15 protein-coding genes and 1 pseudogene are annotated in these 16,535 nt (G+C 40.2%); 6 read left to right on the top strand and 10 right to left on the bottom strand.

What is annotated here, in order from left to right:
• Nucleotides 1-241 precede the first annotated feature (241 nt).
• From carA to WH223_RS19655, 3 genes and pseudogenes are all read left to right on the top strand, one after another.
• Entirely contained in the window at nucleotides 242-1,342 is a 1,101-nt protein-coding gene (gene carA, locus WH223_RS19665; protein ID WP_340049578.1) for a glutamine-hydrolyzing carbamoyl-phosphate synthase small subunit, read from the top strand.
• 176 nt (nucleotides 1,343-1,518) lie between these two features.
• Nucleotides 1,519-2,815 (top strand): annotated as a pseudogene (eno, locus tag WH223_RS19660) (phosphopyruvate hydratase).
• A gap of 176 nt (nucleotides 2,816-2,991) precedes the next feature.
• A complete protein-coding gene (locus tag WH223_RS19655; RefSeq protein ID WP_340049577.1) occupies nucleotides 2,992-3,291 on the top strand; it encodes an FtsB family cell division protein in 300 nt (99 codons plus the stop codon).
• Between the two features lie 57 nt (nucleotides 3,292-3,348).
• Here WH223_RS19655 and WH223_RS19650 read toward each other — a convergent pair whose 3' ends face one another.
• From WH223_RS19650 to WH223_RS19630, 5 genes are all read right to left on the bottom strand, one after another.
• A complete protein-coding gene (locus WH223_RS19650) occupies nucleotides 3,349-4,713 on the bottom strand; it encodes a pyridoxal-phosphate dependent enzyme (protein WP_340049576.1) in 1,365 nt (454 codons plus the stop codon).
• 43 nt (nucleotides 4,714-4,756) lie between these two features.
• The gene (locus WH223_RS19645; RefSeq protein WP_340049574.1) at nucleotides 4,757-5,572 is read right to left on the bottom strand and encodes an AMP nucleosidase; all 816 of its coding nucleotides are present in this window, start codon (nucleotides 5,570-5,572) and stop codon (nucleotides 4,757-4,759) included.
• A 139-nt stretch (nucleotides 5,573-5,711) separates the two neighbouring features.
• Nucleotides 5,712-6,962 carry an ATP-dependent Clp protease ATP-binding subunit ClpX gene (clpX, locus tag WH223_RS19640; RefSeq protein ID WP_340049573.1) on the bottom strand — a complete coding sequence of 417 codons (1,251 nt, stop codon included), beginning with the start codon at nucleotides 6,960-6,962 and terminating at the stop codon, nucleotides 5,712-5,714.
• 3 nt (nucleotides 6,963-6,965) lie between these two features.
• Entirely contained in the window at nucleotides 6,966-7,664 is a 699-nt protein-coding gene (clpP, locus tag WH223_RS19635; RefSeq protein WP_340049572.1) for an ATP-dependent Clp endopeptidase proteolytic subunit ClpP, read from the bottom strand.
• A 69-nt stretch (nucleotides 7,665-7,733) separates the two neighbouring features.
• On the bottom strand, nucleotides 7,734-8,189 hold the full coding sequence (locus WH223_RS19630; RefSeq protein WP_340049571.1) for a type I restriction enzyme HsdR N-terminal domain-containing protein: 456 nt from the start codon (nucleotides 8,187-8,189) through the stop codon (nucleotides 7,734-7,736).
• 73 nt (nucleotides 8,190-8,262) lie between these two features.
• Here WH223_RS19630 and holA point away from each other — a divergent pair, with 73 nt between their 5' ends.
• Nucleotides 8,263-9,273 (top strand): DNA polymerase III subunit delta, encoded by a 1,011-nt coding sequence (gene holA / locus WH223_RS19625; RefSeq protein ID WP_340049570.1) that lies wholly within the window; start codon nucleotides 8,263-8,265, stop codon nucleotides 9,271-9,273.
• On the opposite strand, the gene WH223_RS19620 is transcribed toward holA, so the two are convergent.
• From WH223_RS19620 to WH223_RS19610, 3 genes are read right to left on the bottom strand one after another with little or no spacing between them, the layout of a single operon-like run.
• On the bottom strand, nucleotides 9,270-10,547 hold the full coding sequence (locus WH223_RS19620) for an AI-2E family transporter (RefSeq protein ID WP_340049569.1): 1,278 nt from the start codon (nucleotides 10,545-10,547) through the stop codon (nucleotides 9,270-9,272). The genes holA and WH223_RS19620 overlap by 4 nt on opposite strands.
• Before the next feature lie 27 nt (nucleotides 10,548-10,574).
• Nucleotides 10,575-11,750, bottom strand: coding sequence for an MFS transporter (locus WH223_RS19615; RefSeq protein WP_340049568.1), 1,176 nt, complete (start codon nucleotides 11,748-11,750; stop codon nucleotides 10,575-10,577).
• Nucleotides 11,750-12,499: a TrmH family RNA methyltransferase gene (locus WH223_RS19610; protein WP_340049567.1), complete on the bottom strand. Its 750-nt coding sequence runs from the start codon at nucleotides 12,497-12,499 to the stop codon at nucleotides 11,750-11,752. Before WH223_RS19610 ends, WH223_RS19615 begins: the two co-directional genes overlap by 1 nt.
• 8 nt (nucleotides 12,500-12,507) lie before the next feature.
• Here WH223_RS19610 and tamL point away from each other — a divergent pair, with 8 nt between their 5' ends.
• Nucleotides 12,508-14,865 carry a translocation and assembly module lipoprotein TamL gene (gene tamL, locus WH223_RS19605; protein WP_445265629.1) on the top strand — a complete coding sequence of 786 codons (2,358 nt, stop codon included), beginning with the start codon at nucleotides 12,508-12,510 and terminating at the stop codon, nucleotides 14,863-14,865.
• On the opposite strand, the gene WH223_RS19600 is transcribed toward tamL, so the two are convergent.
• The gene (locus tag WH223_RS19600) at nucleotides 14,862-15,395 is read right to left on the bottom strand and encodes a hypothetical protein (protein WP_340049565.1); all 534 of its coding nucleotides are present in this window, start codon (nucleotides 15,393-15,395) and stop codon (nucleotides 14,862-14,864) included. The two genes, tamL and WH223_RS19600, sit on opposite strands and share 4 nt — an antisense overlap.
• A gap of 120 nt (nucleotides 15,396-15,515) precedes the next feature.
• On the opposite strand from WH223_RS19600, the gene WH223_RS19595 reads away from it, so the two are divergent.
• Nucleotides 15,516-15,830 carry a hypothetical protein gene (locus WH223_RS19595; protein ID WP_340049564.1) on the top strand — a complete coding sequence of 105 codons (315 nt, stop codon included), beginning with the start codon at nucleotides 15,516-15,518 and terminating at the stop codon, nucleotides 15,828-15,830.
• A gap of 254 nt (nucleotides 15,831-16,084) precedes the next feature.
• On the opposite strand, the gene WH223_RS19590 is transcribed toward WH223_RS19595, so the two are convergent.
• Entirely contained in the window at nucleotides 16,085-16,513 is a 429-nt protein-coding gene (locus tag WH223_RS19590) for a hypothetical protein (protein ID WP_340049563.1), read from the bottom strand.
• Between the last annotated feature and the right edge of the window lie 22 nt (nucleotides 16,514-16,535).

Genomic DNA, 16,535 nt, shown 5'->3' with positions numbered 1-16,535 from the left:
TCGATTACGTAGCAATTGGCGGTATCTATTGTAATATTTTATAAAAATGCTAGGTCTTATTATGTTTTTTATTTACCTTTGTTCCCCAATGAAAATCGAGGTCTTATATCTCATCGCATCGTCGAAAAATTTCAATGGCAACATTGAAGAAGTATTATATTTTTAATAGTATCGTTTAGCCCATTTGGGCTTTTTTTGTGTCTGATAAGGAAAAGAACAGTTATAAAATTTTTATAGAATAATGACCAACTACAGTAAATTACCCGCGATTTTGGTGCTTGAAGACGGAACAGTTTATCATGGCAAGGCTGCCGGAAAGATTGGAACGACGACAGGTGAAATCTGTTTTAATACAGGTACGACAGGTTATCAAGAGATCTTTACCGATCCTTCTTACCATGCACAAATTATGGTTACCACCAATGCACACATTGGTAATTATGGTATCGATGCAGATGATGAAGAATCTGATTCGATTCAAATCGCAGGATTGGTATGTAAGAACTATAACATCAACTACAGCCGTAAGATGGCCGATAGCTCTATCCAAACGTATTTTGAAGAAGGAAATCTAGTTGGTATTTCCGATATCGATACACGTTCGTTAGTGCGCCACATTCGTAGCAAAGGAGCAATGAATGCGATCATCTCTTCGGAAAACTTGGACGTTGATGCTTTGAAAGCTGAGTTAGCCACAGTTCCTTCCATGGATGGATTAGAGCTTTCTTCGCGCGTGTCGACAAAAGAGGCTTATTTCTATGGTAATGAAAATGCAGCAATTCGTATCGCTGTGTTGGACTTAGGAATTAAGAAAAATATCTTACGCAACTTCGACGCTCGTGAAGTATATGCGAAAGTATTCCCTGCGAAAACAACATTCGCAGAAATGGAAGCGTGGAATCCTGATGGTTACTTTATCTCGAATGGTCCTGGTGATCCTTCTGCGATGGATTATGCTATTGAAACGGTTAAACAAATCGTTGCTGCTGACAAACCAATGTTTGGTATCTGTTTAGGTCACCAAATTTTAGCGCTAGCAAACGGAATCCGCACGAAGAAAATGCATAATGGACACCGTGGTATCAACCACCCTGTTAAAAACATTATTGCTAATCGTTGTGAGATTACTTCTCAAAACCACGGTTTTGGTGTAGTAGCTGAAGACATTGAGAAATCTGATAAAGTCGAAGTAACACACATCAACTTAAACGATCAGTCGATCGAAGGTATCCGCGTGAAAGGCGGACGTGCATTCTCGGTACAATACCACCCAGAATCATCTCCAGGTCCACACGATTCACGTTACCTATTCGACGACTTCGTAGCGATGTTGACAAAATAAAATGAAAAAGCTAAGCGGGTAACGCTTAGCTTTTTTTATACCTATACCAAGCGGCAAATCGGGTTTGTATTGTATATAAAACTAAAATTAGCTAAGTTTGGTATTACAAAGGGAAAACAGTATCTTAGTGTTCGAGTTACACTAAGCCAAAATTAAAAATAGACAATAATATACAGATGAGTTTAATAATTGATGTTCATGCGCGTCAGATTCTTGATTCGCGCGGTAACCCTACTATCGAAGTAGATGTTACTACACAAAATGGTTTTGTAGGTCGTGCAGCAGTACCTTCTGGTGCATCTACAGGTATTCATGAAGCGGTAGAATTGCGTGATGGCGACAAGTCTAGATACCTTGGTAAAGGGGTGTTGAAAGCTGTTGAGAATGTAAACACTAAAATCGCTAAGGCGCTTAACGGTGTTGATGTTTTTGAACAAAACACAATTGATCAAATTATGATCGATTTAGACGGTAGCGAAAACAAAGGTGTTTTAGGTGCTAACGCAATCTTAGGTGTTTCTTTAGCAGTAGCGAAAGCAGCAGCTCAAGAGTCTCACCAGCCTTTATACCGTTATATTGGTGGTGTTAACGCAAATACATTGCCTATCCCGATGATGAACATCATCAATGGTGGTTCGCACTCTGATGCGCCTATCGCTTTCCAAGAGTTTATGATTATGCCTGTTGGCGCTCCTTCATTCTCTGAAGCATTGCGTTGGGGAACTGAAGTAATTCCACACGTTAAAAAAAATCTAACACGACCGTAACTTATCTACAGCAGTAGGTGACGAGGGTGGTTTCGCACCAACTTTTGATGGTACGGAAGATGCTATTGAAACGGTATTAAAAGCTATCGAGACAGCAGGTTACAAACCAGGATCTGACATCGCTTTAGCGTTAGACTGTGCTGCATCTGAGTTCTACAAAGATGGTAAATACAACTACGCGAAGTTTGAAGGCGATAAAGGTGCTATCCGTTCTAGCGAAGAGCAAGCTTCTTACTTAGCAGAATTAACAGTTAAATATCCTATTATCTCTATCGAAGATGGTATGGGTGAAGATGACTGGGCTGGCTGGAAAGCATTAACTGAGAAAATCGGTGACCGCGTTCAGTTGGTAGGTGACGATTTGTTCGTTACAAACACAAAACGTCTACAACAAGGTATCGATACAGATACAGCAAACTCTATCTTAGTAAAAGTTAACCAAATCGGTTCGTTGACAGAAACAATCAATGCGGTTACTTTAGCACAGAACTCTGGCTATACTTCGGTAATGTCTCACCGTTCTGGCGAAACTGAAGATTCAACGATTGCTGACTTAGCTGTTGCATTAAACTGTGGTCAAATCAAAACGGGATCAGCTTCTCGTTCTGACCGTATGGCGAAATACAACCAATTGTTACGTATCGAAGAAGAATTGGGCAACAATGCGCGCTTCATCGGTAAAAACTTTAAGTACGCTAAAAAATAATTTACCTTCGGTCGATAAAAGAAAGCGGCTGTCTCTTCGAGATAGCCGCTTTTTTGTTACCTAAAGGGTATGCTATGGTTAGGCCTTTAAAGTGGCTTAAACGCTAACCAAAAGCATTGTCACGCTGAAAATGAAGATTGCCTTTAAAAATCAAAAAGGTATCTGTACATTTGAGTATGGAAAGATTGCTCACGGTAATTCGTAATAAGTATCTCATTGCAGGCGCTGCTTTTTTTGTATGGATGTGTTTCTTTGATCGTTATGATTTAGGAACGCAGTTTGCTTATCAACAAGAAAAAACAAAATTAGAAGGCGAGAAGGTTTTCTATGTGACGGAGATTGAACGTATGGAGAAATCTGTCAAAGACCTACAGTCTAATCCGAGTGAGATTCAACGTATAGCACGTGAGCGCTATAAAATGAAAAAAGATAACGAAGATATTTATATGGTCAAAGAAGTAGAGGCCAAAGAATAATAAAACAAAAGCGGGACATTTTACAATGTCCCGCTTTTGTTTTAGCCTTTATTAGGCTTAGCCTTCTGATATCGCATTGATGATATCATACTGTGTGATGATGTTAATTCTTCCGAATTCATCTTCCACCAATACAGCTTGTGTATCTTTATTGATTAACGCTGAAATCTTATCGATGGATGTGTTAAGATCCACAAAAGGAAAAGGCTTCGAGCTGATTGTCCCTACTTTAGATGATTTTAAAGAAGGGTTTTCCAGCAAAGCAGATAGAATATCCGATTCCGTAATCTTACCAATCACCATGCCTTGCTGTGTCACGGGAATTTGAGAAATATTTAACGTTTTCATGCTGTTAAATGTTTCTATAACCGTTTGTTCCACATCGGCTGTAATAATTTCTTGGTTGGCGCGTTTCTTCAAGATTTCTTTAGCGGTAAGCTTCTCATCCTTCATGAAACCACGCTCACGTAGCCAATCTTCGTTATACATCTTACCCATATAACGTGATCCATGGTCATGGAAAATGACAACCACCACATCATCATCCGTTAAGGTCGCTCCCAGTTGTTGCAATCCTGCAATTGCAGCTCCAGCGGAGTTTCCGGCGAAGATGCCCTCTTTACGCGCTAAGTCGCGCGTCATCAAAGCAGCATCTTTATCGCTTACCTTTTCGAAAAGGTCAATCAAAGAGAAGTCTACATTCTCGGGAAGGAAGTCTTCCCCGATGCCCTCCGTGATGTACGGGTAGATTTCATTTTTGTCGAAGATGCCCGTTTCTTTATACTTTTTGAAAACAGAGCCATAGGTGTCGATGCCCCAAACTTTTATGTTAGGGTTCTTCTCACGCAAGTATTTCGCTGTTCCAGAAATCGTTCCTCCGGTTCCAACACCAACCACTAGGTGGGTGATTTTACCTTCCGTTTGTTCCCATATTTCGGGGCCTGTTTGTTCGTAGTGTGCTTTTGCATTCGAAGGGTTGTCATACTGATTAGCCTTCCAACCGTTGGGCACTTCTCTTTCAAGTCGGCTTGAAACGGAATAGTAGGAGCGTGGATCCTCCGGATCGACGTTTGTAGGGCATACGATAACTTCCGCACCAAAGGCACGTAAGGCATCGACCTTTTCTTTCGATTGCTTATCTGTAGTGGTAAAAATACAACGATATCCCTTCACAACGGCAGCCATTGCTAGGCCCATTCCCGTATTTCCGGAAGTTCCCTCAATGATTGTTCCTCCAGGTTTCAGTAAGCCCGCTTGTTCAGCATCCTCAATCATTTTTAGGGCCATACGGTCCTTGATAGAGTTTCCAGGATTCGTTGTTTCAATCTTTGCGAGAATTGTCCCTTTTAGTCCTTCAGTCACTGTGTTGAGCTTAACCAAAGGAGTGTTGCCAATCGTCTCCAGGATATTGTTATACCACATACTTGTTGTTCTTTTTTATTATTTCGTAAAAAAATAGTGTTTTTTAAAACTTCAGGTGTTTTACGGTCAGTCCGTTATTTACCAGTTGTTTAATAGCATCGATACCAATGACTAAATGTGTTTCTACATATTTTGCCGTAACGGTGATATCGCTTTCTACAGTTTTTACACCCTCTGGTACCATCGGCTGATCGGATACTAACAATAACGCTCCCGTAGGGATTTTATTGGCAAAGCCAACACTAAAAATGGTTGCTGTTTCCATATCTACTGCCATCGCACGAATAGACTTTAAGTATTTTTTAAAAGCCTTATCATGCTCCCATACACGTCTGTTGGTCGTATATACCGTACCTGTCCAGTAGTCACGGGAGTGGTCACGAATCGTTGTCGAAATCGCTTTTTGCAAGGCGAATGCTGGTAGTGAAGGTACTTCTGGTGGGAAGTAATCGTTTGATGTTCCTTCGCCACGAATAGCAGCGATAGGCAGGATCAACTCACCTACAGGGATTTTCTTCTTTAATCCGCCCGTTTTACCTAAGAAAAGAACGGCTTTAGGATTGATGGCAGAAAGTAAGTCCATAACGGTTGCGGCCATAGGGCTACCCATACCAAAGTTGATGATGGTAATCCCGCCAGCAGAACATGCCTGCATAGCCTTGTCTTCACCGTAGATATGTGCATTATCATTCATCTCTGAAAACATCTTCACATACTTAGAGAAGTTTGTTAATAAGATGTATGGTTCAAAATCTTCTAATGGGCAACCTGTATAACGTGGCAACCAGTTGTTGACGATGTCTTTTTTTGATTTTAAGCCCGGGGTGATAGGGCTGTCCTCCAATTTTTTCTTTGTCATAAGCTTTAATTTTTAAAACAACAGTTCGCTTTTAAAGTTTTACGTTCTTTGAAGATAGCTTTTTTCTGTTAGCTTCTTTCGTTGAGTGATTAACTTTTTGATACAAAAAACCCTCACAGCAGGTGTGAGGGTTTTTCTATTAAGCGACTTGCAGCTTTTTAATGTCCGATTTAGCGATTTTTTGTTTCGCATACTCCAGAGAGATATGCAATGTTTTTTCGCCACTTTTTTCTTTTTCTGTTGGTGTCTCAAACATGGCATCCAGCATAATGGCTTCGCAGATACTGCGCAAACCACGTGCACCCAGTTTGAACTCCCAAGCTTTGTCCACAATAAATTCATATACTGCAGGGTCAAACACAAGTTCAACACCTTCATATTCGAATAGTTTTGTGTACTGTTTGATTAAGGCATTCTTCGGTTCTGTCAAGATGCTTAGTAACGTTTCCTTATCCAATGGATTAAGGTATGTCAATACCGGTAAACGGCCGATAAGCTCTGGAATTAAACCGAAGTTCTTTAAATCTTGCGGGGTAATATATTTGTATAAGTTGTTGAGGTCGATATCTTCCTCTTCATCTTTCATTTTATAACCTACCGTCTGTGTTCTCAATCTGTTGGCAATTTTCTTTTGAATACCATCAAATGCACCACCACAGATAAACAAGATGTTATTTGTGTTTACCGAAATCATCTTCTGGTCTGGATGCTTACGACCTCCTTGCGGTGGTACGTTTACATTCGTGCCTTCCAATATTTTCAATAATGCCTGTTGCACGCCCTCTCCCGATACATCACGTGTAATAGAAGGGTTATCACTTTTACGTGCTATTTTATCAATCTCATCAATGTAGATGATACCTCTTTCTGCGGCTGCTACATCGTAGTCTGCTGCTTGAAGTAAGCGTGTCAAGATGCTTTCCACATCTTCACCTACATAACCAGCTTCCGTTAATACGGTCGCGTCAACGATGCTGAAAGGAACATTTAAAATCTTAGCAACAGTTTTTGCTAAGAGTGTTTTTCCTGTTCCTGTTTCACCAACCACGATAAGGTTAGATTTTTCGATTTCTATATCGTCTTTCTCTACCTTTTGGTTCAATCTTTTGTAATGATTGTATACCGCGACAGCGATTACCTTTTTAGCATCATCCTGACCAATAACATACTGATCTAAGTGCTCTTTAATTTCCGTCGGACGGATAAGCTCTAAAGTCGTCTGCAAGGTTTTATTCTTGCGTTGTTTCAGCTCTTCCGTAAGAATTTCTCCTGCTTGCGTTACACAACGGTCGCAGATATGAGCTCCGTCACCCGCAATAAGCATCTGTGCATCACTTTTGCTAATGCCACAGAATGAACAACGGATATCTTTATTATTCGTTTTACTCATTGATTATTTTATTTCTTTTTTTGGTAATAAGACCTCATCGATCATACCAAATTCTTTTGCTTCAGCAGCTTTCATCCAATAGTCACGATCAGATGATTTCTCTACCCATTCGTAAGACTGGTTGGAGTGTTCAGAGATGATAGTATACAATTCTTCTTTTAATTTCATCATCTCACGTAGATTGATTTCCATATCGGAAGCTACCCCTTGTGCGCCACCTGATGGTTGGTGAATCATAACACGTGAGTGTCTTAAGGCTGCTCTTTTACCTTTCGCTCCCGCGACAAGTAATACCGCGCCCATAGATGCCGCAATACCTGTACAGATTGTTGCTACATCTGGAGTGATATACTGCATAGTATCGTAGATACCTAATCCAGCGTATACACTACCACCTGGTGAGTTGATATAAATTTGGATATCACGTTGTGCGTCGGTAGATTGTAAGAACAATAATTGTGCTTGTACAATGTTAGCCACTTGATCATTGATACCATCACCTAAGAAGATGATACGATCCATCATCAAACGTGAAAAAACGTCCATCTGTGCTACATTTAGCTGACGCTCTTCAATAATGTAAGGCGTTAGATTGGTAGGCATATTTTTTTGAACGCGTGAAATAAAGCCGTCAACATGTTGACTACCTATTCTGTGATGCTTAATAGCATACTTCCGAAATTCGTTTTTATCTATGTTCATGTTTCTTTGTTCCTGTTTTCGGTATACTAATATAAAACTATAATTTTAAAAGCCTGATATTTTTCGTTATCAGATACGATAAGCAGGTAAATCTGCTAAAAACTCAAAGCTATTCTGTTCAAAGTCTATTCTACAATAATGATGCTGTATTCCATTGCTGACTAAAAGTAATGGAATTTTGTGAATACTATTGTAATTGGCCACCTGTTGGAACGCTTTTTCTGTAATTTTGACAGATGGAGCCTTAAACTCTGCCAAAAGTATCTTTTCTCCAAGACTGTTGTAAATCAGAAGATCACTTCTTTTTTGTAGGCTATTGAGCTTCAATCCGCCCTCAATTTGCATCAGTGATTTAGGATAATTTTTATGTACATGCAGATAGTTTATCCAATGCTGCCGTACCCACTCTTCAGGCGTTAGCACCAAATCCTTCTTGCGCAGCTCATCGAAAATAAAAAGCTTATTCGTTTTTTTAGTGATTTTCGACGGGTAAGCGGGTAAGTTTAAAGGAATCGGTTCAAACATAGACAAAAATAAGGTTTTTCATCAAGGGAACAAAATCTCAGCAATTGCTTTAAAAGTTGTATTTTCGCAAGGTATGCAAATCAACGGTATTTTAGCAGATATTAAGAAGCGGAAGTTTAGTCCTGTGTATCTTTTGCACGGGGAGGAGTCTTATTTTATCGACAGGGTGAGTGATGCGCTGGAGCATTCCGTGTTGAACGATGCACAGAAAGGTTTTGACCAGACTGTTCTTTATGGAAAGGATAGCAGCTTGGTGAATATCGTGAATGCTGCCAAGCGGTATCCGATGATGAGCGACTACCAAGTTATCATCATCAAAGAGGCGCAAGACCTGAAGTGGAAAACCGAAGAGGAGCTTTTACTAAAATATGTAGAGCATCTGACGCCCACAACAATTCTGGTGTTGGCCTATAAGTATGGTAAATTTGATAAGCGTAAGAAGCTTTACAAAGCCATCGAAAAGGTCGGTACCGTCGTGGAGTCGGCCAAGCTCTATGAAAATAAAGTAGGCGATTGGATAGTCGACCAATTTAGGGAGGCAAACCGGAATATCCATCCACAGGCGGCAGCGATGATGAGCGACTACCTCGGTACGGATCTCTCGAAAATAGCCAATGAGGTGGAGAAATTGTTGCTTAATGTTGATCAGCAGCACGAAGTAACGCCGCTCCATGTGGAACAGTTCATTGGAATCAGTAAAGATTTTAATGTTTTTGAGCTACAGTCTGCTTTAGCAAAACGAAACGCCGTGAAGTGTATTCAGATTGTTGATTATTTTGCGGCTAATCCGAAATCCAACCCGTTACCGTTAGTAATTGGAAATTTAGGCTCTTACTTCACGAAGATTCTTAAATATCACTACCTACCCGATAAAAGCCAGCAATCGGCAGCACGGGCATTAGGCGTACATGCTTTCTTTGTGAAAGAGTATGAACTGGCGGCACGCAATTTCAATCGACGTAAAACGTTTGACGTGATTCACGAGCTTTGTGACTACGATTTAAAAACCAAAGGATTGTCCGTTGGTCCTTTTACGAGTAATGCCGATCTATTGCGCGAGCTTATCTTTAAAATCTTAAACTAAGTATTTTCTTCGTTTTTAGGGTCTTTATTTCCTTTAGATTCTTCTTTATAGGGGTTTTCTGGCGATTCGTGGATCTCCTTGTAGTGTACTTCAATCTTCTCTGGCGTTGCCGATGGGTCAATATCCACATCAATTTCGGCTTTTGATTTTGTTTTTGGAACGCGCACGACGCCCCATTTAATTAGAAGTTCTTGTGTTGAGTTTCTTTTGAGGTGTTCTTTCTCGGGTTCCCCAATTAAGAAACCAAAAGCTTCCATAGATGGTATAGCATCAAAGATAACTTTGATAGTTGCCGTTAATGGAAGGGCGATTACCAAACCGGCAACACCAAAAAGCATCCCGCCCAGGAGCATCGTTATCAAAGCCATTAGCGGATTGATGCTCACTTTTCCACCAACAATGTTGGGGGTAATAATATTACCCTCCAGAAATTGAACCACCTGAAACCAAGCAACGACACCAATGGCGTACCACGCGTTATCTTTCACCGCAAGGGCAAATAAGGCAGGAAGGATAGAGCCAATAGCAATACCAATATAGGGGAGTAGCATGAGTAAAGATGCTAGCGACCCAAAAAACCAAGCGTAGTCTATACCTAGGGCTATTAATCCGATTGTATTCAATACGGCGACAATACCCATCACCGTTACTAATCCGAGTAGGTAGCTTTGTACAACCTCGTAAATTTTGTTGAGTGTCTTATCTACTTTATGGTGAGGTATACTTTTGAACGCTTTAAAAAAGAATACGCGAAAGAAATCACGGTAGTAAAGTAAGAAAAAGCTGAATAGCGGCACTAGAATGGCTGCGGCCAACATGCTGCCGATGGAACCAAAAGTGGCGGATGCCATACTTCCCATATTGGACAATAAGCTGTTGCCTTGCTCCCGTAGATGCTCCGAAACTGCGGTTCGCTGAATGCCAAAGCTATCTTCCAGCCACAATTGCGCTCTCTCGACAACGGATAGCACTTTTTCTGTGATGGCTGATGCATCTTTGCTGATAACGATACTTTGATGAACAATGAACCAGCCAATAGCGGAAATAACGGCTATGGCCACGATAACCGCTAAAATAGCAGCAAAGGCTTTGCCTAAGCGCAAACGTTCCAATAACTTCGCTAGCGGAAATAGAGAAATGGAAATAAGAATGGAAAACAAAAGTGGAATTAATACCCCTTGGGTAGCATACATAAATGCGACAATAAGGGTTAAAGCGAGCATACTTGCTGCTAGCTGTATAGAATAAGGTTGTTTTCTTTTGTTGTTATCCATAAATTAAGCGCTTTTATTGAATAACGCTTAATTCCCTTTTTTTGTTTTTGCTTGCCAGTATAGAATGTAGAAAAATGCCAATAAGATAATCGCACTGTTAGCGATAAAGATGGACGGAATACGTGATACATCATTGCGGAAGATGTAGCCAGCAAGGAGGGCACCACCACCAATACCAACTTCCAACGCGATATACATGGTTGCCATCGCCTTTCCACGGTGTTGAGGAAGGCTTAAGTCAATCGTCCACGCATTCACCGCAGGTGAAAGAATACCTGTTCCTATACCGTAGATGATAGCTCCAGCCATTAAACCTTCCACGCTATTCCCTAAGCCCAGGAATAAAACAGCTATGGAGATGATGACTAAACCGACGAGCATCACTTTGATTCGCCCATAACGGTCGGCTACTTTACCGGAAACAAAGCGTATGCCGATGGAAGAAAGGGTGTATGCGGTAAAGAATAAACCTTTGTTTCCAATACCTAAATGTTCACTCCAATCGGGTATTAAGGTTAAAATAACGCCATAAGCAGAATACGAAAGGAGGGTTACAATACCGGCAGGAATCACACGAAGCTCGATGATTTCATCTTTTTTGATGCGCAACATGCTACGGTTGAAACGCTCTTTGGTTGCTAATGTTTCTTTCATGTTCATCACGATAACAATGGAAAGCAAAGCAAACACAGACGAAGCATAAAACATCGGGTTAATACCATAAGATTGCGCGATAAAACTACCTATAGCAGGTCCTACGGCACCACCGATACTAAAGCAAAGGCCATGCATGCCTAAAGCTTCTCCCCAACGGTTTTGTGGAATAATATCGGCTACATAAGCCGAAGTTGCTGTAGGCTTAAAGCCTGTGGAGAAACCATGAATTAGGCGTAGCAAAAAAAAGCCCGCGACCGAGCTAATAACAGGATAAAGAAAACCGCATACAAAGCATACGATGGAACCTACAGCCATGACGGGAACGCGGCCCCATCGGTCTGTTAGTTTCCCACTGAAAGGACGTGAAATACCTGCTGTTAACGTGAAAAGGGCTATGATAAGTCCTTTGTGTTCGGCGCCGCCAAGCTTCGTTAAGTAGGCGGGTAGCTCGGGTATCATCATGTTGAAACTTGCAGAGAAGAGCAAGGAGCTCAAGCAGAGCAAAGCAAAAGGTAGGGTGTAGATTGAGGTATTTTCCTGTTGCATTATTTTAATTTCTTACGCGCTAATTCGGAACAAAAAATGGTAGTAGCGACAGCTACATTTAAAGACTCAGCACCGCCAAGTCTGGGAATCGTGACTGCCTGTTGGATTAAGGGAAGTAGGTCTTGACCTATACCATTGCCCTCATTGCCCATGATGATGAGCCCTGCTTCTTGGAAATCGGTGTTATAAATCGACTGTCCATCGAGTAAAGCTCCAAAAGTAGGCAGATTAGCCTCTTCCAAAAAGGGCGCTAATGGGGTGTAGTGGATGGTAACACGTGACAGCGAACCCATTGTTGCTTGTACAACCTTAGGATTGAAGGCATCGACAGTACCAATCGAACAGATGATATGCTCAATGCCAAACCACTCCGCCGTACGAATAATAGTACCTAGATTTCCTGGATCTTGGATGTCATCAAGCACTAAACTATGCTGTTTAGCAATTTTTTTGAAATCAATCTGGCTATTATCTGGGATATACACCAAGGCTAATACCCCCTGTGGCGTTGTTAATTGCGTTATTTTGCTGAATTCTGCGTCTGAAACGACCTGATATTTTAAATTTTTAGGTAAAATCCCCATTTTTGCTAAGGCATCGGCAGTAGCATAAACACTGTGAATAAGGTAGGAGGAGGAAATGAATTCTTGAACAGACTTGATACCCTCAACCAAAAATAACCCTTGTTGTTTGCGAAATTTTTTATGCTGCAAAGACGTTATTAAACTTATTTGCGCTTTTGATAACATAGCACTTAATGATTAAGAAATGTAGTTTTTTTGTTTATGCAAGTATAACGCTTTTGTCTGTATTTTTTGCATCCTGTAGGTCGTCAAAATATCTAGAACAGGATCAGGCACTTGTGACATCTGTAGACGTTATTGGGGTGCCTCCCGAGCTGCGTGAGCCTGCTGTAGCCTATATTTCTAACGAGATAAAACCAAATTCCAAGCTTAATCTTACCATCTACACGATTTTTAATACCAAATCGGGACGTTTCAAAAAAGATAAAATACGTAATGTAGGAGAGTCTCCTCATATTTTAGATTCTTCTTTGGTCGATTTTTCCGCAAAGCAGATGATGCGTTTTTTACAAACGAAAGGATACTTCAATGCACAGGTGCAGCCAGAGGTGAAAATCGTACGTAAGAAAGCCTATATTGACTTTAAGGTAGACTTGGGGATGCCCTATTATGTGGGGAAACTTAATTACAAAGCGCAGGATTCTCTTTTGGCCGCAATCTACGTTAAAGAGGTACGCCCTTTATCGAAAGTGCAGACCGGAAAACGGTTTGACTCCGACGACCTCATCAGTGAAAGACAGCGCCTTTATGATGTTTTAAAAGCACAAGGTTATTACGATTACCTACGTCAATATATGCGTGTAGGGGTAGATACCTTATCGCAAAATAAGGTGGCAAATTTAAACGTTGATATTGAAAATCCTGCTGGATTAAAGCAACATCAAATTTATACGATCGATAAGGTGAAAGTGCGCATAATTCCTCCTCCAGGGACTAAAAATGCAGCAAATCCCAAGCTTTATTATGATGATAAACTACACATCACGTATGAAGATTATACAGGAAAGTTCAAACTGAAGCCGCTATCGCGCTACATGTATGTGCGTGAAGGACAGAAATACAGTATCGCGAAAGAGAATATGTCTTTTGACCGATTGTATGAGATGAATGGCTTTCGTAATGTAAAGATAGATTACGTAAAAAAAGATAGCGCTACGCTTGATGTGACCTACCAATTAATTCCACGTTCGGTCATGGCCAATCAAATTGAAGGCGAGTTTACCTTTAGTTCGGGGATGAGCGGCTTTAATATTGGTAACACATTCTCCCATCGTAATGTATTCGGCGGAGCCGAACAATTAGATATAAAACTTGGCTATGGTGTTCTTTTTGATCCGCGTTTACCGGGAAGTTTGAAGAATAAAATATTTAATAAGGATATACAGGTCGGGGTAAATTTGACGATACCACGTTTGATGACCCCTTTTGAGAATTCGAGTATGGGTACCTATGGATTACCACGTACGACCTTCTCCTCCAATTTACAGTTGTTCCAACAAGATCAGACCTACTCTAACCGCTATATTACAAATTCGTTGAGCTATATTTGGCATAGCTCGGCTAAGTCGCAACACACGCTCACGCCTATATCTTTGGACTACCGTCTAGGTCGACTGAATGAAGACTTTGCTAATAAGTTGATTGAAGAAGGCTATCTATTGTATGTACAGAGTAACAATAGAGCTTATTTTGGTTTGGGAGCGCAGTACATGTATACGCACAATGCGGCGAAGCTACTCAAGAAGGAAGATTTTAATTATTTCCGTGGAAGTATTGAATCCAGTGGAAACCTTTTGAATTTGGCGAGCAATCTGTTTAATTTCAAAAGTAATAGCCTTGGTGAACGTCTTTTGTTTAATGTGCCTTATTTGCAATATGTGAAAACGGAAGTCGATTACCGTTGGTACAAATACCTAAACGGAAATAGACAGTTGGTATTGCGTTTTAACGGTGGTGTGGCGGTGCCATATGGTAATAACTCTAGCTTATTGATTTTTGAAAAGAGCTTTTATGCTGGAGGGATGAATGGTATCCGCGCATGGCAGGCACGTACCTTGGGACCCGGAAATTATAACCGCGCTGATATTCCAGAGATTTTACGCTTAAACCTACGTAACTTGGACCAACTAGGGGAAATAAAACTAGAGGCTAATGCTGAATATCGCTTCCGTTTGTTAAATAACTTCTTTGGAGCCAAGCTGAACGGCGCAACCTTTTTGGATGCCGGAAATATATGGAGATTGAAAGAGCACGAAGGTATTAATGTGGGGGGCGAGTTTAAGGTCGACAAGTTCTTATCCCAAATCGCGTTGGGTACTGGATTCGGTATTCGACTGGATATGGATTATTTCTTGTTGCGTCTAGATGCTGGCCTAAAGCTTAAAGACCCACAGTTTCAAGGATCGAACCAATGGGTGATTAAAGACTTTCTGAGCAACTCAAAGGCCTTTAAAGCGAATTACTACGAAACACATCGCCCCGATCGTTACAGCTTTATTCAGTATAATTTTAGTGTGGGTCTTCCTTTCTAGAAGAAGCTTTTTAAAGCCATAAATGCGCTCTCGAATACTTTGGACAAATCCAACCCTTTACTATAGTTGAAATAGGCATAAACAACAGCTAAGACTACAACCGTGGTAATTAGGCGTTTGAAAGCATAACCTATTAATAGCAAAAGTGCCGGAATAATAAGGAGGAGCATACCATAAATCTTAATCGGCTTTAAACTTTCTGCAGATTTATAGATGTAGTATAATTTGCCGACGCTGTTTTCCTGGTTTTTATGCTTAAAGAAAAAAAAGGTAGACGACTCTAAAGGATGCTTAACGACAGCAATACCATCATGGAAAGCCAGCTGCTGCTGAAATCCATTGATGCTAAATAAGAAAGTACCATTGATGCGCTCCATCGGATTGTCAGCACTATCTACCGCTATAATCGCCAATTTACCGTTCTGCGTTAAATTTTCTTTTACGATGAAGTTACTGATATATTGAGGCGCCGCATGGCTCCATAAAGTAGCCAAAAGCAAAAATGTAAGGGAAGCGATTAGTTTTTTCACGATATTCTTATTCTGTTGCAATTATACTAAAAAAAAGAATAATCAAGAGGAGATGGGCATTATTGGAGATTTGTTTTAAAAAAGTAACTTAACCTATTCTAAATAACAAAATTATTTCATTTGATTGTTTATTCTTTTGTACCTTTGGGGAAAGTAATAAAAGATAAGACTGATATGGCAAATACAGCGTCTCAAAGACCCGCAAAAACAACAGATAATAACGCAAACCGCACGGAATATTACGTAACGTTAACGGTAGCTATCGTTATTGGACTAGTAGGTGTTTTCATTAGATTTGTACCTGATGTAATTACAGCTTTAGACCAACATACCACTTTATTTTCAGCGTTAGCTAATATTTTGGTTATTATCGCTGCAATCATTGCTTTTAAAGTAGTTTTTGGAATTTTAGGATTTGGAAAAAATAGAGACTAGTTTATAGTCTTTTTCTATAATGAAAGCCTTAAAAGAAATTTTAAGGCTTTTTTTTGTGCGCTTTAGTTGTCCGTGATAGTGCATTCTTTATAGTAAGGTTTCGTAGCCCTATATTCTTCACCTTTCTTTAGCCTGTTGAAGCCTTTATCGTGGATATGATTGAATTGTAAATCAATCAGAGTGAACGTTAAACAAAAAAGCCGTATCGTCATTAATGACGATACGGCTTTTTAATATTTTAAGACTTTCTATGCTTATGCTAAAAGCGACCATGTGCTCCAAGGGATTCTGGAAAGGATAGCGATTAAACCTAATACGTAGAAAATTAATACTGTTTTATTTGCTGTGAAATTATCTGTTGCTCTTTTCGATTTAGAGTAACCGATTGTGATTAACACAATTGCAATCAACATCACTAAAGGGTGCTCTAAGAAGTATAGACGCGATATACTATTTTTCATGTTCGCACCAGAGAAAGCCGATAGCCCTAATGGTGACGTGAAATAAAGGACAAACCCAATGACTAATTGTAAGTGAGCGGAGATTAAACCTAATAAAGCGATTTTACGGTTGTAAGGTTTACTTCCAAAGTAGTTTATCAATGTAATGACGATTGCCACAACTAAAGCTAGCAAAAGGATAATCGCTAGGGTAGAGTGTAAGTGTTTCATTCCTGTTAACATAAGTTTTTATTTAATACATTAT

It is taken from the genome of Sphingobacterium sp. MYb382, assembly GCF_037572665.1.
GTDB lineage: Bacteria > Bacteroidota > Bacteroidia > Sphingobacteriales > Sphingobacteriaceae > Sphingobacterium.
Note: the sequence above shows the minus strand (reverse complement) of the source record. Positions and strands in the feature narration are given on the sequence as shown.